This is a genomic window from Paraburkholderia sp. JHI869 (assembly GCF_038900775.1).
GTDB lineage: Bacteria > Pseudomonadota > Gammaproteobacteria > Burkholderiales > Burkholderiaceae > Paraburkholderia.
This window is the reverse complement of sequence record NZ_JAYMSC010000009.1, coordinates 222,095-247,059: the sequence shown is the minus strand read 5'-3', so window position 1 is coordinate 247,059 and position 24,965 is coordinate 222,095. Positions and strand designations below refer to the sequence as shown.

The 24,965-nt window shown below is 60.9% G+C and carries 21 protein-coding genes; 2 read left to right on the top strand and 19 right to left on the bottom strand.

Translation table 11 applies throughout. From position 1 onward, the window contains the following. Positions 1-23: 23 nt before the first annotated feature. From VSR72_RS18005 to VSR72_RS17970, 8 genes are all read right to left on the bottom strand, one after another. Complete coding sequence (locus VSR72_RS18005; RefSeq protein ID WP_342953697.1) at positions 24-1,025, bottom strand: glycine betaine ABC transporter substrate-binding protein; 1,002 nt, start codon at positions 1,023-1,025, stop codon at positions 24-26. A 131-nt stretch (positions 1,026-1,156) separates the two neighbouring features. Further along, the gene (glyA, locus tag VSR72_RS18000; protein ID WP_342953696.1) at positions 1,157-2,404 is read right to left on the bottom strand and encodes a serine hydroxymethyltransferase; all 1,248 of its coding nucleotides are present in this window, start codon (positions 2,402-2,404) and stop codon (positions 1,157-1,159) included. Positions 2,405-2,433: 29 nt separating this feature from the next. After that, positions 2,434-3,549, bottom strand: a complete 1,116-nt coding sequence (locus VSR72_RS17995; RefSeq protein ID WP_342953695.1) for a glycine betaine/L-proline ABC transporter ATP-binding protein — start codon at positions 3,547-3,549, stop codon at positions 2,434-2,436. Next, positions 3,542-4,429 carry a proline/glycine betaine ABC transporter permease gene (locus VSR72_RS17990; protein ID WP_342953694.1) on the bottom strand — a complete coding sequence of 296 codons (888 nt, stop codon included), beginning with the start codon at positions 4,427-4,429 and terminating at the stop codon, positions 3,542-3,544. Before VSR72_RS17990 ends, VSR72_RS17995 begins: the two co-directional genes overlap by 8 nt. A gap of 24 nt (positions 4,430-4,453) precedes the next feature. After that, complete coding sequence (locus tag VSR72_RS17985) at positions 4,454-5,785, bottom strand: FAD-binding oxidoreductase (protein WP_342953693.1); 1,332 nt, start codon at positions 5,783-5,785, stop codon at positions 4,454-4,456. Positions 5,786-5,803: 18 nt separating this feature from the next. Next, positions 5,804-6,697, bottom strand: coding sequence for a dihydrodipicolinate synthase family protein (locus VSR72_RS17980; protein WP_342953692.1), 894 nt, complete (start codon positions 6,695-6,697; stop codon positions 5,804-5,806). Between the two features lie 4 nt (positions 6,698-6,701). Further along, positions 6,702-8,201, bottom strand: a complete 1,500-nt coding sequence (locus tag VSR72_RS17975; protein ID WP_342953691.1) for an aldehyde dehydrogenase — start codon at positions 8,199-8,201, stop codon at positions 6,702-6,704. 61 nt (positions 8,202-8,262) lie between these two features. Then, positions 8,263-8,982 (bottom strand): GntR family transcriptional regulator, encoded by a 720-nt coding sequence (locus tag VSR72_RS17970; protein WP_342953690.1) that lies wholly within the window; start codon positions 8,980-8,982, stop codon positions 8,263-8,265. Positions 8,983-9,376: 394 nt separating this feature from the next. Between VSR72_RS17970 and VSR72_RS17965 the strand changes: the two genes are divergently transcribed. Next, positions 9,377-10,504 (top strand): hybrid-cluster NAD(P)-dependent oxidoreductase, encoded by a 1,128-nt coding sequence (locus tag VSR72_RS17965; protein WP_342953689.1) that lies wholly within the window; start codon positions 9,377-9,379, stop codon positions 10,502-10,504. Between the two features lie 54 nt (positions 10,505-10,558). After that, entirely contained in the window at positions 10,559-11,791 is a 1,233-nt protein-coding gene (locus VSR72_RS17960) for a Xaa-Pro peptidase family protein (RefSeq protein ID WP_342953688.1), read from the top strand. A gap of 17 nt (positions 11,792-11,808) precedes the next feature. On the opposite strand, the gene VSR72_RS17955 is transcribed toward VSR72_RS17960, so the two are convergent. The 11 genes from VSR72_RS17955 to VSR72_RS17905 form a co-directional block, all read right to left on the bottom strand. Beyond that, entirely contained in the window at positions 11,809-12,882 is a 1,074-nt protein-coding gene (locus VSR72_RS17955) for a GlxA family transcriptional regulator (protein WP_342953687.1), read from the bottom strand. A 10-nt stretch (positions 12,883-12,892) separates the two neighbouring features. Further along, positions 12,893-13,894, bottom strand: coding sequence for a LysR substrate-binding domain-containing protein (locus VSR72_RS17950; protein ID WP_342953686.1), 1,002 nt, complete (start codon positions 13,892-13,894; stop codon positions 12,893-12,895). A gap of 148 nt (positions 13,895-14,042) precedes the next feature. Beyond that, the gene (locus tag VSR72_RS17945) at positions 14,043-14,813 is read right to left on the bottom strand and encodes a pyrroline-5-carboxylate reductase (protein ID WP_342953733.1); all 771 of its coding nucleotides are present in this window, start codon (positions 14,811-14,813) and stop codon (positions 14,043-14,045) included. A gap of 92 nt (positions 14,814-14,905) precedes the next feature. Next, the gene (locus VSR72_RS17940) at positions 14,906-16,399 is read right to left on the bottom strand and encodes an aldehyde dehydrogenase (protein ID WP_342953685.1); all 1,494 of its coding nucleotides are present in this window, start codon (positions 16,397-16,399) and stop codon (positions 14,906-14,908) included. Between the two features lie 18 nt (positions 16,400-16,417). Next, the gene (locus tag VSR72_RS17935) at positions 16,418-17,749 is read right to left on the bottom strand and encodes an FAD-binding oxidoreductase (RefSeq protein ID WP_342953684.1); all 1,332 of its coding nucleotides are present in this window, start codon (positions 17,747-17,749) and stop codon (positions 16,418-16,420) included. Positions 17,750-17,758: 9 nt separating this feature from the next. Continuing rightward, a complete protein-coding gene (locus tag VSR72_RS17930) occupies positions 17,759-18,646 on the bottom strand; it encodes a dihydrodipicolinate synthase family protein (protein ID WP_342953683.1) in 888 nt (295 codons plus the stop codon). A 73-nt stretch (positions 18,647-18,719) separates the two neighbouring features. Continuing rightward, entirely contained in the window at positions 18,720-20,015 is a 1,296-nt protein-coding gene (gene glyA / locus VSR72_RS17925) for a serine hydroxymethyltransferase (protein WP_342953682.1), read from the bottom strand. 101 nt (positions 20,016-20,116) lie between these two features. Next, positions 20,117-20,998, bottom strand: coding sequence for a glycine betaine ABC transporter substrate-binding protein (locus tag VSR72_RS17920; RefSeq protein ID WP_342953681.1), 882 nt, complete (start codon positions 20,996-20,998; stop codon positions 20,117-20,119). 66 nt (positions 20,999-21,064) lie between these two features. Beyond that, positions 21,065-21,946, bottom strand: a complete 882-nt coding sequence (locus VSR72_RS17915) for a proline/glycine betaine ABC transporter permease (protein WP_342953680.1) — start codon at positions 21,944-21,946, stop codon at positions 21,065-21,067. Next, positions 21,943-23,232, bottom strand: a complete 1,290-nt coding sequence (locus VSR72_RS17910) for a glycine betaine/L-proline ABC transporter ATP-binding protein (protein ID WP_342953679.1) — start codon at positions 23,230-23,232, stop codon at positions 21,943-21,945. The genes VSR72_RS17915 and VSR72_RS17910 overlap by 4 nt, the downstream gene beginning before the upstream one ends. Before the next feature lie 578 nt (positions 23,233-23,810). Beyond that, a complete protein-coding gene (locus VSR72_RS17905; RefSeq protein ID WP_342953678.1) occupies positions 23,811-24,959 on the bottom strand; it encodes a hybrid-cluster NAD(P)-dependent oxidoreductase in 1,149 nt (382 codons plus the stop codon). Positions 24,960-24,965: the final 6 nt, after the last annotated feature.

The window sequence follows — 24,965 nt, the reverse complement described above, 5'->3', positions numbered from 1 at the left end:
GATCCTGTCGCTCGCGAACGGCTTTACAGCGATGCCTTGATTTTCTCGGCCGCGGCCGGCGTGACCCACTTTGTCCAGACATCCTGCTTCTCTTTGAGGAAGCGTTTCGCGCCGTCCTCGCCGGTGGCCTGGTTGTCGGTCATCCACACCATGATTGCCTGAAGATCGGCGGTCTTGAAGGTGCGCGTGTCGAGATACTTCATGACTTCCGGGCTCGCGTGGTCGGCGAACGGCTTCGCCACCAACGTGTACAACTGCCCAACCGGCCATGCCGTCGGCTTCGGGTCAGGGCAGCTTGCTACTGTCGTGCACCGCTTCCATTCGGCCTCGTCGACAGGAACGCCGGCTTCGAGCTTCACCATCTTGTACTTGCCAAGAAGTGAGGTCGGCGACCAGTACACGCCCAACCACCCCTGCTTGCGTTCGTAAGCCTTGGCAATCGACCCATCCAGTCCGGCAGCAGAGCCCGTGTCGATGACCCGGAACCCGTCGCTGGCGGCGTTGTACGCCTTGAACAGTTGCGCGGTGTTGACCGTCATGCCCCAACCCTGCGGGCCGTTATAGATCGCGCCTTTGCCGGGATTCTCCGGATCCGGGAAAAGCTCCGGGTGTTTCAGAGCATCGGGAATCGTTTTGATTTCGGGGTGCGCATCTGCAACATACTTGGGTATGTACCACCCATAGACCGCGCCTTCCTGAATGGTCTTCGCCCCCTTGACGATCTTCTTTTCGTCGAGCCCTCGCTGCACGATTGCGGGCAGCAAGGCGATGGCGCCTTCCGAAACGATGTCGGGCTTACCCTTGTCGACCATGGAAGTGATCGTCGGAACCGTGTCTCCTATGACCATATTCACTTGACAGTCGTAGCCCTCCTGCAGGATCACCTTGTCCACTGCGGATTCGAGTTCGGCGCTTTGCCAGTTCATGCTGGCGATCGTTACGCCTGCGCAACCAGCGGCATTCGCTTGCGAGATGCCGCAGAACATGCCGACTGCCACAAGCGTTACTGGAAAGTTCAGTTTCATTGCAGTTCCCTAAAGAGTTGCCGGACTTTATCCGGTACGCGTCGGCATGAGCGCCGTCCATCTTCCAATTTATATCGGATATCTAACTATTTCTTACGGTGACTAACATCCACGCGTGCAACCACGATGCCTTAGAGGTAAACCGGGAAACGCTTCGTCAGCTCGGCGACCTGCGCACGCGCGCGCTCGATCGTGGCCGCGTCTTCCGGATTGTCGAGCACGTCGGCAATCAGGTTGCCCACCTGCTCGGCTTCCTTCACGCCAAAGCCGCGCGTCGTCATCGCCGGCGAACCGAGGCGAATACCGCTCGTCACGAACGGCTTTTCCGGATCGTTCGGAATCGCGTTCTTGTTCACCGTGATGTGCGCGGCGCCCAGCACGGCCTCAGCCGCCTTGCCGGTGATGTTCTTGGCTCGCAGGTCCACCAGCATCACATGGCTTTCCGTGCGGCCCGAGACGATGCGCAGACCGCGCTTGACCAGCGTTTCGGCCAGCACGCGCGCGTTTTCGACCACGTGCTGCTGGTAGGTCTTGAACTCCGGCGAAAGCGCTTCCTTGAACGCCACGGCCTTGCCCGCGATCACGTGCATGAGCGGACCGCCCTGGATGCCCGGGAAGATGGCCGAGTTGATCTGCTTCTCGAACTCCGCCTTCATCAGGATCGCGCCGCCGCGCGGGCCGCGCAGGCTCTTGTGCGTGGTCGTGGTGACGAAGTCGGCGTGCGGCACCGGGTTCGGGTAGACGCCCGCGGCGATCAGGCCGGCGTAGTGCGCCATGTCGACCATGAAGTACGCACCGACGGCCTTCGCAACCTTGGCGATGCGCTCGAAGTCGATACGCAGCGCGAATGCCGACGCGCCCGCGATGATCAGCTTCGGTTTGGTTTCGTGCGCGCGCTTTTCGAGGGCTTCGTAATCGATGTCCTCGTTGGCGTCGAGGCCATAGCTCACGACGTTGAACCACTTGCCGCTCATGTTGAGCGCCATGCCGTGAGTGAGGTGACCGCCTTCGGCGAGGCTCATGCCCATGATCGTGTCGCCCGGCTTGAGCACGGCGAAGAACACGCCCTGGTTGGCCTGCGAACCGGAGTTCGGCTGAACGTTCGCGGCTTCGGCGCCGAACAGCTGCTTCACGCGGTCGATCGCGAGCTGCTCGACGATATCCACGTATTCGCAGCCGCCGTAATAGCGCTTACCAGGGTAGCCTTCGGCGTACTTGTTGGTGAGCTGCGAACCCTGCGCGGCCATGACCGCGGGCGAGGTGTAGTTTTCCGACGCGATGAGCTCGATGTGCTCTTCCTGGCGGCGGTTTTCCTGCTTGATTGCCTTGAGCAAGTCGGGGTCGACCGCTTCAAGCGTGTGTTCGACTCGGTTAAACATGGTTTTCCATTCCAGAGTTGACGTGTTGCTTATGCGCGGGAAACGGCTGCGGGCCGCTCCACGAACGCGCGTGCATTGGCCGGCACGTGACCCATGTCCGGCGCCTCGTCCGGCGTGGTCAGCGCGCACGCCAATTGACGGAGATTCACGGTGCCAAGCGCCTGATTTCCCGCTCCGACTACGGTCAATTGATCGAGGCGCGCGTCATGCGTCAGGATCGAAATCGCATCGTCAATCGTCGTGCCAACCGCTACCTGTTCGCCGACTACCGTGACGCCCGAGCGCAATGGCGACATGACCGCCTCGACGCACACCACGCGGCCGCGATTCACCTGCTTCACGAAGTTCGTCACATATTCGTCAGCCGGGCGCATGACGATGTCCTGCTTCGTGCCCTGCTGGACGATGTTCCCGTCGCGCAGAATGGCAATCTGATCGCCCAGCCGAAGCGCTTCGTCGAGATCGTGCGTAATGAAAACAATCGTCTTGCGGATTTCCTTCTGAAGGTCCAGCAGCACCGTTTGCATATCCATGCGGATGAGCGGGTCGAGCGCCGAGTAGGCTTCGTCCATCAGAAGCACGGGTGCGTCCATGGCCAGCGCGCGCGCCAGGCCCACGCGTTGCTGCATCCCGCCAGACAACTGGTTCGGATAGCGCTGCTCGAATCCTTTGAGGCCCACACGCTCGATCCATCGCATCGCCGTCTCGACGGACCCTTTTCGCGCGACGCCGCAGATTTCGAGGCCGTAGATGACGTTGTCGAGCACGTTGCGATGCGGGAGCAGCGCAAACTTCTGAAAGACCATGGCAGTTTGTCGCCGGCGAAACTCGCGCAAGTCCTTTTGCCTCATCTTGCACACGTCGACGCCGCCGATCAGCACCTCGCCGGCCGTGGGATCGATCAAGCGATTGATGTGCCGGATGAGTGTCGACTTGCCCGAACCAGAAAGCCCCATGATCACCTGAATGGATCCCGCGGGAATATCCAGATTGATATTGCGCAGGCCAAGCACGTGGCCGGTTTGTGTGAGCAGATCGGCCTTGCAGAGGCCGCTCTTCACCGCCTCGACGTACGACGCGCCTTTAGGCCCGAAGATTTTGTACAGATTGCGGATCTCGATACCGCCGGCGTTGATGTTATCCATGGACGACCTCCTGATGCTTTTGGAGCCGCTTTCCATATGCCTGGCTCACACGGTCGAAGATGACCGCGATGCCCACGATCGCGAGGCCGTTGAAGATGCCGAGCGTGAAATACTGGTTCGCAATGGCCTTGAGAACGGGCTGCCCGAGACCTTGAACGCCGATCATCGCGGCCACGACTACCATCGCCAGCGCCATCATGATGGTTTGATTGACGCCTGCCATGATGGTCGGTAGTGCGAGCGGCAACTGAACTTTCAGAAGCCGCTGCCAGCCCGAAGAGCCAAATGCGTCGGCAGCTTCAAGAATGTCCTTGTCGACGAGGCGAATGCCAAGATTGGTCAAGCGAATCATTGGCGGGATCGCGTAGATCACGACGGCGATCAGGCCGGGCACGCGCCCGATACCCAGCAGCATCACCACCGGAATCAGATAGACGAAGCTCGGCATGGTTTGCATCACGTCCAGCACCGGATCGACCAGCTTGCGGACGCGGTCCGATTTCGCCATCAGAATGCCGATGGGCAGCCCGATGACGATGGACAGCACCGTGCAGACGAAGATCATCGATACGGTGCGCATCGTGTCTTCCCACATGTCGAGATAGCCGATCGCTGCGAGCGTGACGAGACACCCTGCAACGATTTTCCAGTTGCGGCTCGCGACCCACGCGACGGCGAGTACGAGCAGCATGATGACGGGCCACGGCGTGCGCGTCATGAAATGCTCTGCCGCGACCAGGAAACGTTGCAGCGGATCGAACGCTGCATCGATTGGGTCGCCGTACGCGGCTGTGAAGGCCCGAAAGCCATCGTCGATTGAACGCTTCACGTGCAGGAGTACGTCATCCTGCATATGTGGAAACTTGGTTATCCAGTCCATTTGCTCCTCCTTCTCTCCTGTGCCCTACTCCATGCCCGCGGACCATTCCTTGACGCTCAGATTCGCCGTGGCGCCAATCGTCAGGAACGGTTGCGGCGGAAGGGACTTCGGTGTCGCGAAGCCCCGGAAGACCTGCACGAGCCATGAATCCATGCCGAGCGCTGCCTCGGCAGCAGCGATACCCGAAGCAGTGGCTTTCGTGGCGCCAACGCCATTGCATGCAATCGCCGCGAAGATTCCGGGCTCGACTTCCCCAAATGCCGGAACCCCGTTCCACGTGAGCGCCATGGCGCCTGCCCATCGGTACTGCATTTGCAGCCCCTTGAGCATCGGAAAGCGCGCCTCGAACTTGCGATCGTGTATGCGGCCGGCGCGCGTGATCGCCCCGTCGCTCACTTGCATTCGCGGGTTGTACGTGTAGCGCGAGCGGATCAGAATGCGGTCGCCTTCGCTCTGTTCGCCACGCACTCGGCGTACCGTCGTTCCCATCGGGAAGGCAGGCGTTGCGCCCCATGAGCGCTGGCCGCCGAGCCGAGTGGGGTCGAAGGCCTCCGTCATCGAGGCGTACGTGTAGACGTGCAGCAGCACGCCGCGGAAAAGACCGAAACTCTGCGCGTGCCCGTTATTCGCGAGGATGATCTTCCCCGCACTCACGGCGCCGTTGGGTGTCTTGATGCGCCACGATGCACCTTGCCGGTCGAAAGACAATGCAGGGGTATGCTCGAAGAGCTTGACCGAGCCGCTAAAAGAATCGGCCAGGCCCCTAATATACGCGGCGGGCTGGATGATCACGGTGCCTGGCGTGAAAATCGCCGAGGTGAAGGAGCGTGTTCCGGTTACTGCACTGATCTCGTCTGAATCGAGCAAACGGTAATCTTCCTTCACGCTGTCCAGTTGCTTCGCGTAGGACGCGACATGCTTGTCGCCCTGCGGACCCATCGCGACGTTGTACTTGCCGCACGGATCGAATATGTCTTTGCCCCAGCCCTTTTCAACCGCCAGTTCGCGCGCAAGCGCAATCGCCATGCGATGAATCTTGATGTCGTGCCGCCGCTCGTCGCTATCTGTCCCACCGTAGTCTTCGGACGAGACTTCGTGAGGCAAGTCGATGATGAAGCCCGAGTTGCGCCCCGTGGCGCCCTCGGCAATTTCCCCGGCCTCCAGGATCACGACCTTCAGTGCGGGATCGAGTTGCGACAGACGCCTTGCCGCCGAAAGCCCAGCGAATCCGCCGCCGATAATGGCAATGTCGGCGTTTACCGTGCGGTTCAGCGAAGGACGAGGTGTCCTCGTGGGCAGCATAGCGACCCAGCCCGACTGGTCGAGTTGCTGCGGGAGTTTGCTCGCTACGAACATGATTTTTCGTCCAGTTCGTTAGTGCGCGAGCCGTTCGCGCTCGACCAGTTCGCCGATCGCCGAGCGCAGGACATCGCTCTTCGCAGCCGAAAGGCGCGACAAGGGGCGACGCGGATTCCCCGCGCCATAGCCCGTCATTGCCGACGCTGCATAAACGGACTGCACATAGTCGCCCTGCCAGATCAGCGACATGGCGGGTTCCAGCACGCGCCAGATCTCGCGAGCGTCGTCCCATCGACGTTCTTGCGCCGCGGCGACCAGTTCGACGCACGTCTTCGGTGCGAAATTCGCGCCGCCCCAGATCAGGCCGCTCACGCCGGCATACATCGCATAGGGCACGAGCGGGTCCGCGCCATTCATCACAGGCAGTCCGGTACGGACTAACGCCGCTTGTTTCGACAGATCGCCGCTGCTGTCTTTCACGGCGAGGAATTCGGGAATTTCGCACAGCCGGCGCAGGAGCGAGGGCGTGATTTCCACGCCAACGGCCTGCGGTACGTTGTAGCCGATAATGGGCAGGCCAGCACGCGCGACCGAAGCATAGAACTCGAAAACTCCATCATCGTCCGCCGGTCCTTCGAAGAACGGCGGCAGCACCATGACCGCTCCCGCACCGCAGTCCGCGGCATGACGGGTGCGCTCGACGACATCCTCGACGAGCAACGCCGACGTCTGGGCGATGATGTTTGCGCGGCCATTGATGACTTTCGCGCCGAATGCCACGAGTTCCTTCGACTCCTCCTGCGAGAGGTAGACGTGCATGCCCGTTCCCGAACTCAGGACGAAGCCTCGAACGCCCGCCGCCAGGTAGCGCTCGATCAGCTTTTCCAGCCTCGCGTAGTCCACTTTGCCATCGTCATTGAAAGGAGTGCTAATTGCCAGATTGATGCCAGTGAAGGAAAAATTGCTCATGTCTTTACTCGTCGTCCGTTTCGTTGTCGTTCAGGTCTAGCCAGATCGTTTTCAATTTGGTGTACTGATCATGGGCGGCGAGAGAATTGTCGCGTCCGCCGAAACCCGACTGCTTGAAGCCGCCAAAGGGTGTCGTGATGTCCCCTTCGCCAAACGAGTTCACCGTGACGGTGCCCGCCCGAATCGCCCGGGCCGCACGCATCGCGCGCTTGCCGTTGCCGGCGAAGACCGAAGCCGCAAGGCCATAGTCGGTGTCGTTTGCAATGTCGATGGCTTCCTGCAGGCTGTCCACCGTGATGACCGAGAGAATCGGACCGAAGATCTCTTCGCGGGCATGCTTTACGTCGTTGCTCTCGACATCGATGATAGTCGGGTGGACGTAGCGCCCTTCGCTCGTTTTCCCGCCATAGAGCACGTGCACGTCGCCGGTGAGATAGGACGCTACTTTCTCGTAATGCTGTTGCGAAACCAACGGCCCGATCCGATGCGCGGGATCGAGCGGATCGCCAACGCGCCATTCTTCGGCGAGCGTCGTGATCTTGTCGAGCAGCGTCGCCTTGATATCGCGATGAACGATGAGCCGCGAAATGGCCGAACAGTTTTCGCCCATGTTCCAGAACGCGCCATTCACGATATGGCCTGCCACCGCATCCAGATCCGTTGCGTCGGACATCACGATGCAGGGATTCTTGCCCCCCATTTCGAGCACGATTTCCTTGAGATTGCTTTCAGCCGAATAGGTGAGGAAGCGTCGCCCCGTTTCGGTCGAACCGGTGAACGACACCATGTCGATGTCGCGATGGCGGCCGATCGGCTCACCCACCGCAGGCCCACTGCCGGTAACGACGTTGAAAACGCCAGCAGGAATGCCTGCCTCGAGCGCGAGTTCGGCGATACGCAGGGTCGTGAGCGAGGTTTCCTCGGCGGGCTTCACGACGAGCGAACAGCCTGCCGCAAGCGCAGGGCCGATTTTCCACGCCAGCATGAGAAGCGGAAAATTCCACGGCAACACGAGACCGACCACGCCGACCGGCTCGCGCACGATCATGGCGATATGGCTATCCGAAGCCGGCGAAACCTGGTCGTAGATCTTGTCGATCGCTTCGGCATGCCAGCGCAGCACGTTGATCGTTTCGGGAATGTCGACCGTCTGGCAATCGAATATCGTCTTGCCGCTATCGAGGCTCTCCATTACGGCAAGCTCGAGTGCGTGCGCTTCGACGAGATCAGCGAGCTTGAGGATCGCCTGCTTTCTGGCGGCTGGATGCAACTTGCACCAGCGGCCATCGGCGAATGCAGCTCGCGCGCTGGCGGCGGCCATGTCGACGTCCTGCTGCGAGCACGCCGGAAGGTCGGCCAGACGCTCGCCCGTCGCCGGATTGAACGTCACGAAGGTTTCGCCTGATGCAGCCCCGCAGGCCTTGCCGTCTATGATCGCCTGGACCGGCAGTTTCATTTCACGAGCAATCTTTTGATACGTATTGCTGGACAGCAAGTCTGTCATGTCAGTCTCTCAGTGGCGCGAATATCCGTGAAACACCGAACCGCGTATCCGATTCGGTGCGCTAAAACTCGAAAGGTACGCTCACGCCCTCCGGCGCAACGTAGGCCGCCATGTTTCGCCGCGCCAGATTGACGTGTGCGAGCACGACTTCCCCGGCAGCCTCGACATCGCGGCGTTGAATGGCATCGATGATGTCTTCATGCTGCTGCACCGCGATCGCGAGTTCGGCTTCCATTTTCTCGTTGCTCGGCTGATAGAACGTCTTGCCGAGCCTTGCGTGGTCAATGAGCAAACGGCACAAGCTTGGCAGCAGGTACGCATTGCGGGCCATCTTGCCGATTGCGAGGTGGAACTGGTCGTTCTCGAGTACACGCTCATCGACCGTGGTGCCCTCCACCGCTGCACGAAAACGTTCCTGGATGCGTTTCAGAACGTCGATGTCCGCCTGCGTCGCCTGCGCGGCAGCGAGTTTGGTCGTCGCAACGTAAATCAACGGGGCGGCAAGAAAATAGCTGCGCAGAGAGTCGTAGTTCATGGAGGCCACGCGCGCTGCGCGATTCGCCTCGAGTTCGATATAGCCCTCGGCCGCCATTTGCCGCATCAACTCGCGAACGGGAGGACGCGAGAGCCCGAACTCTTCGGCCAGTGCCACTTCATCCAGCGTCGCTCCCGGTGCCAACTCCATGCTGAGAATGCGTTGCCGAAGGGTCTGCCCCAAGGCGGTCTTGCGATCCAGCGACGGAGTTTCCTCCCGGTCGATTTCAACGATGTTCGACTTCATGTGCTCTCCTGTTGAATCCATTGTGAGTCTACAAATTGTATAAAGCAAGACGACAATGTGTCGGCTCCGGGAAGTCACTAATACGACTGAAGATTTGCCGGCGCGAATTTTATGCGCGCCAGATCAAATACCGTAAGCAAGCCGGCACCGCATCCTACGCATAACCCAATGTAATGCGACCGGGAAAATAAAGCGCATTGACGCTGTATTCCCCGCACACCAATACTCGACGCACAGTGAAGGCAGTCCAACACCGCAGACGACAATCAGAAAGACGCCCACGCAGCCGCGCTACGCCGCGCCGCCTTCGCGATATCCGAAATGCACGTTGAGCAGTTCACACGCTGGCGAACAGCCCGTTGAAACCGCACGGCGTCCTAACCGATTTGATGCTATGAATTCGATGGAAAGCATGTTTTCCCCGGCGCCAGAAGTAGAGGATTCGTTTTCAAACGCGAGCACATGGGAACGTGGCGGCCACCTCTGGGCAAGTAGCGAGCAGCGCACGCTCACGTGCTGTCGTGTGGTTGACGAGACGCACGACGTCAAGAGCTTTGAATTCCGCGTGGGTGATGGACTTCCCGTTCGTTTTGAACCCGGTCAATTCATGACGGTGTCGGCAATCGTGCAGGGACAAGCGGTCGAGCGGTGTTACACGATCTCCTCGCCACCCACGCGTCCCTGGCTGGTGTCCATTACCGTCAAGCGCGTGCCAGGCGGCGTGATGTCGAACTGGCTTCACGAGCATATGAAGCCGGGCACCCTGTTGCGTGCCTATGGCCCTTCGGGCAGTTTCACGCCCACCGCGGCGCCAGCCGCGAAGTCGCTTTATTTGTCTGCAGGCTCGGGCGTGACGCCGTTGATGTCCATGACGCGCGCAAGCATCGACCTCGGTCTCAACCGCGACGTCGTATTCGTGCATAGCGCGCGAACGCCCGCGGACGTCATTTTCCGCAATGAGTTGCAGCGCCTCGTTGAGCTTGCTCCGCGTCTTCGTACTCATTTTGTCTGCGAAAGCGCTGGCGATGAAGGCTGGTCGGGGCCGACCGGCCGGCTCAGTCTGCAGCTTCTTTCCCAATGGGTGCCGGATTATGCCGAGCGCGAAGTCTTCACGTGTGGTCCTGCGGGCTACATGAACGCCATGTGCGAACTGCTTCGCGAGGGCGGGCACGACCCAGCGCGATACCACCAGGAAAGCTTCGATATCGGCGCGGGCGTCGCCGCTGAACCCGCGGCCCCGGATAACACTGCAACTCACGACACATTCACCGTGAAGCTCGCACGCTCATCGAAGGCATTCGCGATGAGCGCTTCCGAAACCGTGCTCTCGGCTGCGAGAAAGGCAGGCGTCGCCATTCCGTCGTCGTGCAGCCAGGGCGTATGCGGCACATGCAAGACCAAGGTGCTCGAAGGCACAGTCGACATGAAGCACAACGGCGGCATTCGCGAGCGAGAAGTTCAGAAAGGATTCCGTCTGCTCTGTTGCAGCCGGCCGACGTCGGACCTGGTGTTGGAGCTTTGATCAGCCGCACATATTCGACGCACACAACATAAAAGCCATTCCAGGAGAAAGAGGATGACGAGCGCCCCGCTTTTCGATGAGGCACGTAGCACGATCGAGCCGACCAGCAAAGACACAATCTTGCGGGATGTCCGGGCCTGGCGGCTCGCGCGCGTGCAGGAGCAATTGCGCAAACATAACGTGCCCGCCATCCTGCTGTACGACCCGGTGAACATTCGCTACGCGACCGACACGTCCAACATGCAGGTATGGGCCGGCCGCAATCCCGCGCGATACATCATGGTGTTCGCAGACGGCCGCGTCGTCGCCTGGGAGTTTCACAGCAGCGAGCATGTCTGGGACGGCCTGGACCTCGATGTGGAATTGCGCGGCGCACTGAGCTGGACATTCTTCAACGCGGGCCACGAAGCGGAGCGCCGCGCGCAGGAATGGGGTGCCGAGATCGTCGACGTATTGCGCAAGCACGCACCTGGCGAGACCGTGCTGGCCGTGGACCGGCTCGATCCCTTCGGCGCTGCCTGCCTGGCAAAGCACGGCATCTCGCTGCTCGACGGTCAGGCCTTGATGGAGACGGCACGGTTGATCAAGTCGTCCAGCGAACTCGTGTTGATCGGTGAATCGCTGCGCACGTGCGAGCTGGGCATCGAGCGCATGAAACGCGAGTTGCGCCCGGGCATGACCGAAAACGACCTGTGGGCGAATCTGCATTACGAGAATATCCGGCATGGCGGCGAGTGGATCGAGACCCGGCTTCTTGCCTCCGGCGACCGCACGAACCCCTGGATGCACGAGTGTTCTTCGCGCGTTCTGCAGAAAGGCGATCTTCTTGCCTTCGACACGGATATGGTGGGACCGAACGGCTACTGCTCGGACATCTCCCGCACGTGGCTCGTTGGAGACGGGCGCCCTTCGGACGAGCAGCGCAAGCTCTATGAGTATGCGTATGCACAGGTCCACTTCAATATGGACCTTCTGCGGCCAGGCATGACGTTTCACGAGTTCTCGGAAAAAGCGTGGAAGATTCCGGATCAGTTCGTCAAGAACCGGTACTGTTGCCTTGCCCACGGCATCGGCATGGTCGATGAATACCCTTCGATTGCCCACCAGGTCGATTGGGACAGCGCGGGCTACGACGGCCGCTTCGAAGTGGGCATGACGGTGTGCGTCGAAAGCTATATCGGCGCAGAAGGCGGTACGCAGGGCGTCAAGCTCGAACAGCAAGTCGTGCTCACCGAAAACGGCTGCGCTTCCTTGACCGGTTGCGCATTCGAGACCGACTGGTTGTGACTGGTGGCGCGCGGCGTTCAGAGCCGCGCTACATCAGGCAACGGCGCATCCGGCTCTGGCAAGCCCAGTAGCGCCTCATGGGCACTCGGCAGCCGCGTCGTGCGATATTCGTTGGGCGACTCGCCAAACTCCTTGCGGAACTCGCGGCCGAGATGTGAGGCATCGGAAAAACCGCACGACGAAGCGATATCCGCAACGGTGCGGTCCGAACTCGTCAGCAGCCACGACGCCATGCGTATGCGAATCTGCCTTGCGTACGCACCCGGAGATTTGCCCGTTTCCGTAGTGAAAAGACGTTCAAGCTGGCGAACCGAAACATCGAGCCGATGCGCCAGGTCCGGCAGACTCAGCGGCTGGCCGACGTGCTGCTCCATGAGCAGAATTGCGCGCCTGACCTTGGGATGCGTGGCGGGCTCGAGGCCCGGAGGATGCGGTTGCGGCGCGTTGCCCTTTTGCGCGTCGTCCACGAGCAGAATGCGCAGCGCTTTGCGCACGATCGTGGCCTCGACATGGCGCAACAGAATCGCCGCGGCAACGTCGATCGACGCACGGCCACCAGAACACGTAATGCGCCTTCTGTCGATCACAAAGAGCCGGTCGGCAACGAGGTCACGCTCATCGACCTGCGGAAAACGCTCGACGAAATCCCAGTAGTGGAACCAGCTCACACAAATTCGATATCCGTGCATCACGCCGGCCCGTGCGAGCGCGAACGCACCCGTGCAGAGTCCCACGAGCGTGGCCGGTGTTTCGGCCATGGCGCGAATGAAGGCGATTGTCGCGTCGCTGGCTGGCGGCCCGGAGTGCAGCAGTCCGCCTACGATCACGACATAGTCGAACGCCTCGGCCTCATCGAAAGTTGTCCACGGCGTGATCTGGATTCCGCAACTGGCGCGAACCGGAACGAGATTCTCTCCGACAATGGTCCACGAGCACCGCACCGGGCGGCTCATGTCGCCTTCGTCGCTCGCGAGCCTCAGCAGGTCGACGAAGCCTGAGAAGGCGGTCAACGTGAAGTTGGGCAATAGCACGATCCCGAAACGCAGCCGCCTCGCGGCCGTGCCTTCGCCGTCAATCGTGTGCTGAACCATGGGGACCGCCTTAGCCCGTGACCGCAACGCCGGCGTCGAGCCAGTCGTGCATCATTGCACCGGCTTCTTCGCTGAGCCAGTTTCGGAACTGCAGATACTCGGTGCGAGGCCGCGCATTCCGATGCGTAATCAAATAGTGATAGCGGTCTCTAAAGACGAGCGCATCTGGAACCGGCCGTATCAGGCGTCCTTGTTCGACCTGAAGATGCAGAAGATGATGCCAGCCAAGCAGCGTCCCTTCGCCGGCTTCCGCCTGCGCGACGAGCAGCCGATAGTCGTTGCTCTCCAGATGCCTGTTGTCAGTCAGTATGTCCGTGCCGTCGCCCTGCTGAAACCAGTTGCGCCACACGCGCCAATCCACGTGTTCGCAGACCTGGGCTCGCCCGAGCAACGAGAGATTCAACGTGGGTTGTGCAAGCAGGTCGAGCGGCTTGAGTTTCTTGCCGCGAAAATGGCTGTCGTAAAACGTCGGGCTGCAAACCGGATAAACGACATCATGAAACAGTGGCTCGACCTCGTATTCGGGCTCGCGAGGCGGATTCTTCGTGATGATGATGTCGGGCTCCATGAGTTCGTCCAACTCCATGAAGTGCTCGGTGACCATCACATGCAGCCGGATATCGGGAAAGCGCGCGCGAAACGCCGGCAGGCGCTGCGATAACCAGAGCGCCGAGAACGTATGCGAGACGCAAATGGTCAACGCCTGCCGGTCCGTGCGACGCACGGCCTCCGCCGCTTCGGCGATATTCATGATGGAGAGATACGACGCGTTGTACAGAATGCGTCCGGCATCGGTCAGCGCGATATGCCGCCCGGTGCGCTCGAACAGCGCGACATCGAGCGAGTCTTCAAGCTCCTTGATTTGTCTGCTGATTGCGGCCTGCGTCACGCATAGCACCTCCGCCGCCTGAGTGAAGCTCTCGTATCGCGCCGCTGTCACGAAGCATCGGAGCGCCCGGAGCGACGGCATCTGGGCGAGGAGTCTGTCTGCGAATAGCTGCTTCTTTAACATGGCTTGCGCTCTTTAAACGGGTGCCCGCATGACGTGATGAACCGCGCCACGAACCGTAAAGGGATTCGGATGAGAATAGTTTGCGAGTCCGTTTGCCCGGTGGCAAGTGAGGTGTTCCATAATAAGGGTCTTATTTATTTCCCCTGGTTTACTTTCCGCCGACAACCCGTTTCAAGACCCTGTCGAGCGCCACTTCATAGTGCGCATAGTTGCCGCGCTCCGTTAGCTCGGCGTGCAATTGCGCGTTGAGGCCGCCGGGCGTCATGCAGTGCTCGGCCAGCGACAAGAACGATTGCGTCGTACGCGTCGTCTCGTGGGCCAGGCCGACGCAATAGCCGGACAGGAACGCCCTTGCGTCCTCATACGGAATGCCTTGCCGAACGAGCCAGGCCGCCTGACTTTCCAGCACCGCATAGAAGCTCGCCATGGTCGCCGTAACGGCGGATATCGCGTTGAACTTCTGCTCGTCTTCGACTTCGACGGCCTCTCCCATAGCGCAGAACAGCGCTTTCGCGATCGCATCCGGCGGGCAGATTGCCGTGCTGCCCTTGCCATCTGCAACGGCGGGCAGCGGAATCGTCCGCACGACCTTCGCGGCGGGACGAACGAGGCTCGCTATCTTGTCGACCGACATTGCAGCGACGAAGCTGATCACGTGATGGCGCGAATCGAACTTCAACTCGCTGAGTACATCGGCGGCGATTTGCGGTATGACGGCGAGACACACGATGTCCGACGCATCGAGCACGTCCTGATTGTTCGCGCCTATGCGGATCCGTTCGTCGAGTACCGCCAGTTCGGCAGCCGTTTGTTCACCGCGCGGAGAAAGCGTGATCCGTTCAATTGGCATGCCCGAGCGCAGCAGCCCGGTCACGACGGCCTTCGTGATTGCACCCGTTCCTATGAATCCGATACGCATCTGCATTCAAGTTCCATTCAGGTGTGGCGCGAGCGCGCCACGCAATGCGAGCAGGGCCTAATGGCCCGCTCGCGCGCTTTACCGCCGCCGGTTCAAGCGAGTTTCAACCAGGTGGTCTTCAACTCGCAATACTGGTCGTGTGCATAGACAGACTTGTCGCGGCCGCCAAAGCCCGATTGCTTGAAGCCGCCGAATGGCGTCGAAAGGTCGCCTTCGCCGAAGCAGTTTACCGTGACCGTGCCCGCACGGATACGCGAAGCGACCTTGTGCGCGCTGTTCACGTTATCCGTCCACAACGATGCCGCCAGGCCGTAGCATGTGTCGTTCGCGATGCGGATGGCGTCCTCCACGTCCTCGTATTCGATAAAGCAGACGACCGGCCCAAACACTTCATCCCGTGCAATTGCCATATCCGGCGTGACCTGGTCGAAGATCGTAGGCTCGACGAACCAGCCTCCGGTTTCGGTCAGCGCGGCTCGTCCGCCGCAAATCAAACGCGCGCCTTCCTCCTTCGCCTTCTCGATGTGCGCAAGCACCTTCTCATAGTGCTTCTGTTCGATCAGCGCGCCGAGCTTTGCATCCGGGTCGAGCGGATCGCCCGTCCTCCAGCCCGCGAGCACAGCCTGCACTTTCTCGACCAGTTCCGCCCGCTTGCTGGAAGGCACGAGAATTCGCGAGCCGGCGCTGCAGTTCTCTCCCATGTTCCAGAATGCAGCGGCCACGGCCTGTTCGGCGACTGCATCGAGATTCGCGACATCGGGAAGAATCACCTGCGGATTCTTGCCGCCGCATTCGAGCACCACACGCTTGAGGTTGGTATCCGCGGAATAGTGCAGAAAGCGCTTGCCGGTAGCAGTCGAACCGGTGAACGCGACGAGATCGACATCGGGATGGCGACCTAGCGCCTGTCCCGCGCTGTCGCCAAATCCCGTGACGATGCTGAACACGCCCGCAGGCACGCCAGCTTCGAGGGCGAGATCGGCAATGCGCAGCGTCGAGAGCGACGTTTGCTCAGCAGGTTTCACGACCACGCTATTGCCAACCGACAAAGCCGGACCGATCTTCCAGGCCAGCATCAGCGCGGGAAAATTCCAGGGCAGCACCGCGCCAACCACGCCAATCGGTTCGCGCGTAATCATGCTGACGACGTCCGCGCCCGATGGTGACAGCGCATCGTAACGCTTGTCCGTTACTTCGGCATGCCAACGAATACACGCTGCCGATTCGGGAATATCCAGAGCGAGGCATTCGCTGATCGGCTTGCCCGCCTCCAGCGCTTCGAGAAGCGCCAGTTCGTCCGCATGCTCGTCGATCAACTGCGCAAGGCGGAGCAGGACCGCCTTGCGATGCGCCGGCGCGGCCTTTGACCACACGCCGGATTCGAATGCATTGCGCGCAGCGGCGACAGCGTGATCCACATCCTTTTCGCCGCATTTCGCCACTTCCGCCAGCACCTTGCCCGATGCGGGATTGAGCGTAGCGAACGATTCGCCCGACGCCGCCCTACACCGCTCTCCGGCGATGAATGCGCGCCCGTCCAGCGACAATGCCGCGGCTTTCTGCTTCCATTCCTGATGCGTCGTCATTCTCGTGTCCTTGGTTAATTACAGCTCGGCTCCCGCCGACATTTCCTTTGCCCAGATCGTCGCCGACACCGCCATGTCCACAATGGGCCGGACTGGCAGCGAGCGAGGATGCGGCTGGTTCAGAAGCTGTTGTACAAGCTCGTTGGTCTGGCCGAGCGCGTATTCGGCGATCAGCTTGCCCGACGAAGACCCTCTGCTCAGCCCTAGCCCGTTGCATCCCACCGCTTCCAGAATCCCATCGTCGCGGCGGCCGAACAATGCGCCGTTGTTCGCGGAGAGGCACAGCGGACCGCCCCACGTGTATTCGAGCTCGACACCTTTGAGCATGGGGAACCGGCGGTCGAACGAGCGTTGATGCAACGCTTTCGCCTTCGCGAGATCGGTTTCCGACACCTGCAACCCCGGTCGGAACGCGAAATGGTTGCGCACGCAAATACGGTCAGTGGCGAGACGGCGCACCGTCGTGCCCATCGGGTCCGCGGGAATCAGCGCCCACGATCGCGTGCCGCCCAGCTTTGCAACCTCGCCGGCATCCATGACGCGAGTCATCGATGCGAACGTGTAGACGGGCAGCAAGCCATTGGGATGGATGCCAAACGTCGCCGCGTAAGCGTTCGTGCAGAGAATCACCTGTTTGGCGACGATCTTTCCTCTGGCGCAATGCAGGACTTTCTCGTTGCCGCGATGTTCGATTTCCGTCACGGCGCTCGACTCGAATACCGTCACGTTTTCCGGCTGCGTGGCTGCCAAACCACGCATGAGCGCAGCCGGCTGCACCGTGCTGCAGCCCGGCGTAAACAGTGCGCCCTGATAAAAGTCCGTTCCCGTCACGGCGCGAATGGCCGATTGATCGAGCCATTCGAATGCTTCGTCGATGCGCGTCAAGCCCTGCGCAAAATGCGAGAGCGCGTCGAGCCCCTTTTTGTTGACGGAGGCGTGAAATTTGCCGTCGTCGCGCCAATCGCAATCGATGTTGTGCTGCCTTACGATCGAGCGCACATAGTCGATCCCGTGGCGTTGAAACCGCACGTCAGCCTTGTCCTCCGCCACGCTGCGCGAATAGCTTTCACTGCTGATGTCGTGCGGCAAATCGACGAAGAATCCGGAATTGCGCCCGGCTGTCGTGCGCCCGATGCGATCGGCCTCGACAAGCGCAATCGATGCATCGGGCGCCAACTCGGCAAGCCGGCGAGCCGCGCAAAGCCCGGTGATGCCACCGCCAACGACAACCCAGTCGTATCGATGCTCCGACGACACGGCGTTGGCAGGCCCCGCTGGCGGGAGGCTCTCCCACCACCCGTTGACGCCATCTGGCGCAGGAAAGCGCGCGAATTCCAGGTTCGAGACCATTTTCTGTTGTTACTGGGCGTTGCGAATAAGCGGCTTCACAAGCTGCGCAAACGCGCTGCGCTCCTCTTGCGTGAGCGAACCAAGCGGTGCGCGCGCGACGCCAACCGGCAGCCCCACCAGTTCGCAGCCGTAGCGCACGTACTGGATGAACTTGCCGCTGCGCTCGAGCAGCTCGAGCACCGGCAGCAATTGCGTCATCAGCTCGCGGCCCAGAACGAAATCGTTCTGCTTGACGCACGCATCGAAGAGCGCCGTGTGCGCTTCCGGCAGGAAGTTGGATGCGCCACCGACCCAGCTCTTCGCGCCCCACGCGAAGAATTCGAGCGCCTGGTCGTCCATGCCGCAACTGAGCACCAACCGGTCCTTGAAGTGCGTGACGAGGTGATGCAGATGCGAAATATCGCCGGTGCTCTCCTTCATGGCGATAAAGTTCGGACGCTCGAGCAGCGTGGCCAGTACGCCATCGCTGATCTCCGTTCCCGTGCGCGCCGGAAAGTTGTACAGCATGATCGGCATGTCGAGCGCGTCGTCCACCTTCAGCATGTGGCTGAGCAATTCTTCCTGCGTCGGCTGCGCGTAGTACGGCGCGGCAACCAGCAGCGACGACAGACCCGCACGCTTCGCTTCAACGCCAAGGCGAATCACTTCCTTCGTCGTAGTCGCGTTGATGCCTGCGGTCAGATACGTTTTGCCACCCGCCGCCTCGGCAACGGTGTTGAACGTCTTGACGCGTTCCTCGAAGCTCAACGCATAGTATTCACCCGTAGTGCCGCCGATCCCGAGCCCTGAAACGCGGCCCGCGAGATTCGCTGCGTGCTTGCCGAGCAGTGCATGGTCGATTTCACCGTCTTCCTTGAACGGGGTGACCAGCGGAGTATGTACGCCCTCGAAGCTCATTTTGATTCCTCTATTCAGTAATCTTCAAACAAATAATCTGGTGTTCACCGCATTCGCACTACGAGTGCCAGGCTCATGCCAGCGCGTCGGCGTGCGAATAAATCGGAAACTGGTTGCACAGATCTCTCACGCGGCTACGCACCGCGCGTTCGACGTGGTCGTCGCCACCGGGCTCGCGTTCGAGGCCCGCCAGCACTTCGAGAATCATTTCGCCGATCTGCTCGAACTGAGCGGTGCCGAATCCGCGCGTCGTACCCGCAGGCGTGCCAAGCCGGATGCCGGAAGTGACGGTCGGATTTTCCGTGTCGAACGGAATGCCGTTCTTGTTGCAGGTGATGCCCGCGCGCTCGAGGGCTTTTTCGGCCTGCGTGCCCGTGATGCGCTTCGAGCGAAGATCGACCAGCAGCAGATGGTTGTCGGTGCCGCCGGTGACGAGCGAGAGCCCGCCCGATTGCAGCACGTTGCCCAGCGCCTCGGCGTTACGCAGCACGCGGTCGATATAGCCCGCGAACTCCGGACGCAGCGCTTCGCCGAACGCAACCGCCTTGCCCGCAATGACGTGCATGAGCGGACCGCCCTGCAAGCCGGGGAACACGGCGGAATTGATCTTCTTGGCGATGTCGCCGTTGTTGGTCAGGATGAAGCCGCCACGCGGGCCGCGAAGCGTCTTGTGCGTGGTCGACGTCACCACGTCCGCGTACTTGAGCGGGTTTTCATGGCGACCGGCCGCGACGATGCCCGCGATATGCGCCATGTCGACCATGAGCAGCGCCCCAACGCTATCCGCGATCTCACGGAAAGCGGCAAAGTCGAGCGCGCGCGGATACGCCGAGTAGCCCGCAATGATGAGCTTCGGACGATGCTCCTGCGCGAGTCGCCGCACGGCGTCGTAGTCGATACGGTACGTTTGCGGGCTCACGCCGTACTGCACGGCGTTGAACCACTTGCCGGAAAGCGCCGGCCGCGCGCCATGCGTGAGGTGGCCGCCAGCGTCGAGCGACATGCCCATCACCGTGTCGCCCGGCTTGACGAGCGCGAGCATGACCGCGCCGTTTGCCTGCGCGCCGGAATGCGGCTGCACGTTGGCATACTCGGCGTCGAACAGCGCCTTCACGCGGTCGATGGCGAGCGCCTCGATCCGGTCGACGTGCTCGCAGCCGCCGTAATAGCGCTTCGACGGGTAGCCCTCGGCATACTTGTTGGTCAGCACCGTCCCTTGCGCTTCCATCACCGCTGCCGAAACAATGTTCTCGGAAGCGATCAATTCAATTTGCGTTTGTTGCCGGCGCAATTCGAGCGCGATCTCCGATGCAATGACCGGGTCACGGCTCTGGAGCGTTTCAGAAAAGAAGCACGAGTTTTCGCTCACAGGTCACTCCAGGAAGTAATCGTGTCAAGCAGGCCCTGCTGGAACAGGAAAATCGTCGGGGCAGCGGGCCTTTCCTGCCCCCGTGAATACGAACCTTCTGGTTACTGCTGCAGCCAGGCTTTCAGCTTGTCCGGGTGCGCGTCGACGAACTTCTTCGCGGCGGTCGCATAATCGTTCGTGCTGTTGCCTTCGAGCTCGATGGCTTCGACATCAGCCAGCGTCAGCTTGAAATGCTTGAAGAACACATCGGCGCGAGGAAACTTGGTGGCGAACTGTTTGGACGCGAACGCGTGAACCTGCTCTTCGCCGCCCAGCGTGCCCTTGGGGTCCTTCAAATAGCGCATTTGCCATTTCTGCCAGAGCCAGTGCGGGCTCCACACCGTCGCAACGACCCATTGCTTCGTTTGATACGCGCGCGACACGGCGGCAAGCATCCCGGCTTCGCTCGACGACTGCAGGTTGTAGCCGTTCAGGCTGTAAGCCTCAACTGACTTTTGGGAGGCCTGCATCAGGCCCGAGCCCGGGCCAATGCCCTGAATCGTGCCGCCGAGCTTGCTCTTGACGTCCGGCTTGTTCAGGTCCGAAATCGACGAAACCTGCGACTCCGGCACGTAGGCGGGCACGGCCCAGCCGTTTCGGCCGCCCGTGTAGATCACGCCGACATCATCCAGATCGTTCTTGTACTTCGCGTAGTACACGGCGTGCGTCACCGGCAGCCAGCCGCCCACCATGATGTCGAGGTCGCCGCGCGCCACGCCCTGAAACTGAATGCCGATGTCCGCATTGACGAACTTGACCGGCTGATTCAGCTTCGTCTCGAGCACGTATTTGGCGACGTTTGCCGTGGCGAGAACATCCGCCCAGTCGGTGATCGCCAGCTTGATCGGCTCCGCCGCCACGGCAGACCCAACACCGACACTCATGGCGACGACTGTCGATAGCACCACCTTCGCCACGAGTGATTTGAAAATATCGCTGCTCATATTAGTACTCCGTATTGATATCGAAACTACCCATTCCGTCACCGATGACCTGCCTGTGATTTCAGGTCAGCTGTGTGCCGCTTCGGTGGTGCCAGCCTTGCCCACTTTCGTGACGGTTCTCCTCTTCTTCGACTTCACACCAAACGTCTCCGTCAAGCGGTCCAGCACGATGGCGAGCAATACGACGCCAAGCCCGCCTTCGAAGCCGATGCCAATATCAAGCCGCTGGATGCCGCTCAACACATACTCGCCGAGTCCACCTGCACCGATCATCGAGGCGATCACGACCATCGAAAGCGACATCATGATGGTCTGGTTCACGCCGGCCATGATGGACGGCAATGCATTCGGCAACTGGATTTTCCAGAGCAGTTGCGCGTCGGTGCTGCCGAACGAGCGCCCTGCTTCCAGCAATTCCTCGCGAACCTGGCGAATGCCGAGCGTCGTGAGTCGCACCACAGGCGGCATGGCGAATACGACGGTGGCGATCACGGCAGGCACGCGGCCCAGGCCGAAGAGGATCACGGCCGGAATCAGATAAACGAACGCCGGCATGGTCTGCATAAAATCGAGCAGCGAGCGCAGGATCATCTCGACCCGCTTGTTTCGCGCGCCCCAGATGCCGAGCGGCACGCCGACGATGAGACTGAACACCGTCGCGGCGACGACAAGGGCCAACGTGGAGACCGTTTGCGGCCACAGTCCCATGTAATGAATGAGCATCAGCGCGATACCGACGAACACTGCGAACGCGATGCCGCGGCGCCACAAGGCGAACGCCACGAGGAAGACGAGCATCGCAACGAAGGGAATCGCCCCAAGCCCGTCTTCGAGCAGCTTGACGACTGCGCCCAGCGCCGCGGAAAACGCGTTGAATCCGCCCTGGAAGTGATTGAAGAGAAAATTGACGGCGTTCTCTGCGAACTTGCCGATGACTGACGAATTCATGCTGCCCTCCGCTCCATAACCTGTTTGAGTATCGTTCGGCACGACACGACGCCCGCGAGCTTGCCCGCCGCGTCCGTCACGGGCACGTCGTGTTGCTGGCTCAGGGCGATCGCGGAGAGTTCGTGCAGATCGGTGTCCAGCGAGACCGTGCTCAGATCCTTGAGCAACGCTTCGCGCAAGGGCTGGGCACCTGCCTTGTGCAACGAAGCGGGTGTGACGCAGCCCTGGTAGCGGCCGGCTTGATCGCACACATAGCCGCATTCCGCGCCGCTATCGATCAGTTGATTGAGGTAACGTTCAGCAGGCGCGCCCACGTCGCCGGAAATCAGCCCGCGCTCGACGCGGGTCAGCAGGCTTTCGGCCTTGAGGAAGCGCGACACGTCGACGTGACGGAAAAAGTCCCGCACGTAGTCGTCGGCCGGCGACTGGATGAGTTCGGCTGGCGTGCCGACCTGGATCAGGCAGCCATCTTTCATGATGCCGATGCGGCCGCCGATCTTGATGGCCTCTTCGATATCGTGCGAAATGAAGACGATGGTCCGCTGTTCTTCCTTCTGGAGCCGCAGCAGTTCGCTCTGCATTTCGAAGCGGATGAGCGGATCGAGCGCGGAGAAGGCTTCGTCCATCAGCAGCACGGCAGGATTGACCGCCAGGGCGCGCGCAAGACCGACGCGTTGCTGCATGCCGCCCGAGAGTTCACCGGGCAAAAGCTTTTCGTACGAGCCGAGACCCACGCGCGTGAGTGCAGCGCGGGCGATTTCATAGCGCTCGGCCTTCTTCATGCCCGCGACTTCCAGGCCGTACGAAATGTTGTCGATGACCGTGCGGTTCGGCAGCAGCGCGAACGACTGGAACACCATCGCCATCTTCTTGCGGCGCACTTCGCGCAGTTCGGGCGTGGACATCGGCGCAATGTCGCGGCCTTCGAGCACGACCTGGCCGGACGTCGGCTCGATCAGGCGATTGAGCAGGCGCACGAGCGTCGACTTGCCGGAACCCGAGAGTCCCATGATGACGAAGATCTCGCCGGCCTTCACGTTGAGGCTGACGTCGTTGACCGCCACCATGTTGCCGGTGCGCTTGAAGACTTCATCGCGGCCCAGGCCCTGCTTGACCAGTTGCGCGGCAACCTCGGGCTTCGGACCGAAGATCTTCGACAGGTTCTTGACCGTGAGAATGTCGGTTCCTGATATGGCAATGGGCCGGGCCACCGAAGGCGTACCCGCTGTGTTGATTGCGCCGGGCGGCATTGCGTCGCCCGGTGCGAACGTCAGATGAGGGGCCATTTGTCATCCCAACTGGCTGGTTCAGAAAATTGACGCTGGCGAACTCCGGTACAACCGGAAGCTCTAGCGTGGCGATTCAGCTTGCATCCGCGCTTACCCGGCTTCGAATCCAATACTTCGGTGATTCCGGTTCTGGTGCAGCACCTGATGCAGTGATTGCAGCGTAGCAATCCAAATCGCAGCCTCCAGCTACATTTTTTCGACCCTTTTCCATACCTTTGGTAATGCGTGCGGGACGCCAGGTGAGCAATGAAACGTTTAGCGAATAGGCGAGCGACGCGCGTTCGCTATATAGGCTGGGGCTTTGCGGGCAATTGAGTGTCGGAAACGGCCTTGATCGGCCAATGATCGAGACGCGGGGCAAACCGTGCCGAACAAGGGAAAGTCCTGGGGGGGATTGCGTCAGGGAAACCACCAGGAATATGCGAGAAAACTGCGAGTAATACGGTGAAAGTTCAGACGACAAAAAAGAATTGCCCCGGCGCGCCACGCAACGCATTGCGGGCTACGACGGGGCATTGGACCATTTCAATGAAAGCTGAACAGCCGCCAAAGCCGTTCAGACTGCTGTGCGCCTGCTACAAATCGAGCACGAGGTTTGAAGTCGGGCGGCTGCAGCACATCAACCGCATGCCCTTTTCGATCTCGCGCGGACGAATGCCGCCGTTGTGCTTCATGTCCACGGAGCCTTCGATCACCTTCGTCTTGCACGTCCCGCAAATGCCCTGGCTGCACGACGATGGCAAGGGCACACCGGCCTTGCGCGCGGCGACGAGCACCGTTTGCGAGGCGGCCATCGTGAACGAGCGGCCCGAGCGTGCCAGTTGCACCGTAAAGCCGACCTCCGCGCCCGGTTCGGCGCTCGCCTCGACAACCGGCGCTTCGGCGCATTCCACGGTCTCTGCGAAGTTGAAGCTCTCCTGATGATAGCGGGACGGGTCGTGCCCGCCATCTGCGAGCATCTTTCTGGAAGCGTCCATATAACCGCCCGGGCCGCAGATGAACACCTCTCGATCGCGGAAGTCCGGCACATGCTCCATCAGCAGATCCAGACTGAGACGCCCCACGGGCCCCGACCAGGCCGGCTCGCTCCCGAGCGCCTCGCAGACATGAACGACCCGCAGCTTGTCCGAGAGCGCGCATAAGTTCGAAAGCTCGTTACGGAAGATGATGTCTTCGGGCGTGCGTGCGCTATGAATGAATACGATGTCGCGGTTCAGCCCGAGGTCGAGCGCCGCGCGCGTCATGGACATCAACGGCGTGACACCCGATCCCGCCGAAAGATAAAGGCTCTTTGCAGCAGGCCCCGAAGAAGGCGTGAACACACCCGACGGTCCGAATGCCTTCAGCTCGACGCCCTCTCTCATGTTCTCGTGCAGCCAGTTCGACATCATGCCGCCCGGCGTGCGCTTGACCGTGATGGAAAGCGTATAGGGACGCGTGGGTGGCGAAGAGATCGTGTAGCAGCGGCTGACCTCCTTGCCGTCGATATCGGCGGACACCGTAATGAACTGCCCCGGCTCGAAGCTAAAAAGCTGGCCATCGCGCGTGCTGAACGCGAAGGTCCGCACATCGTGCGTCTCGGCAGACACGCGCGTGCACACCAACGTGCGCTGTTCGTGACTTGCCCACTGCGCGTCTGCGCGTTCCCACGTGCTCGCACTGCAAAAGCGATCAAGCATGTCGTGACCCTGCCCGATGAAACATGAATCTGCGGCTACGTTCATGGCGAC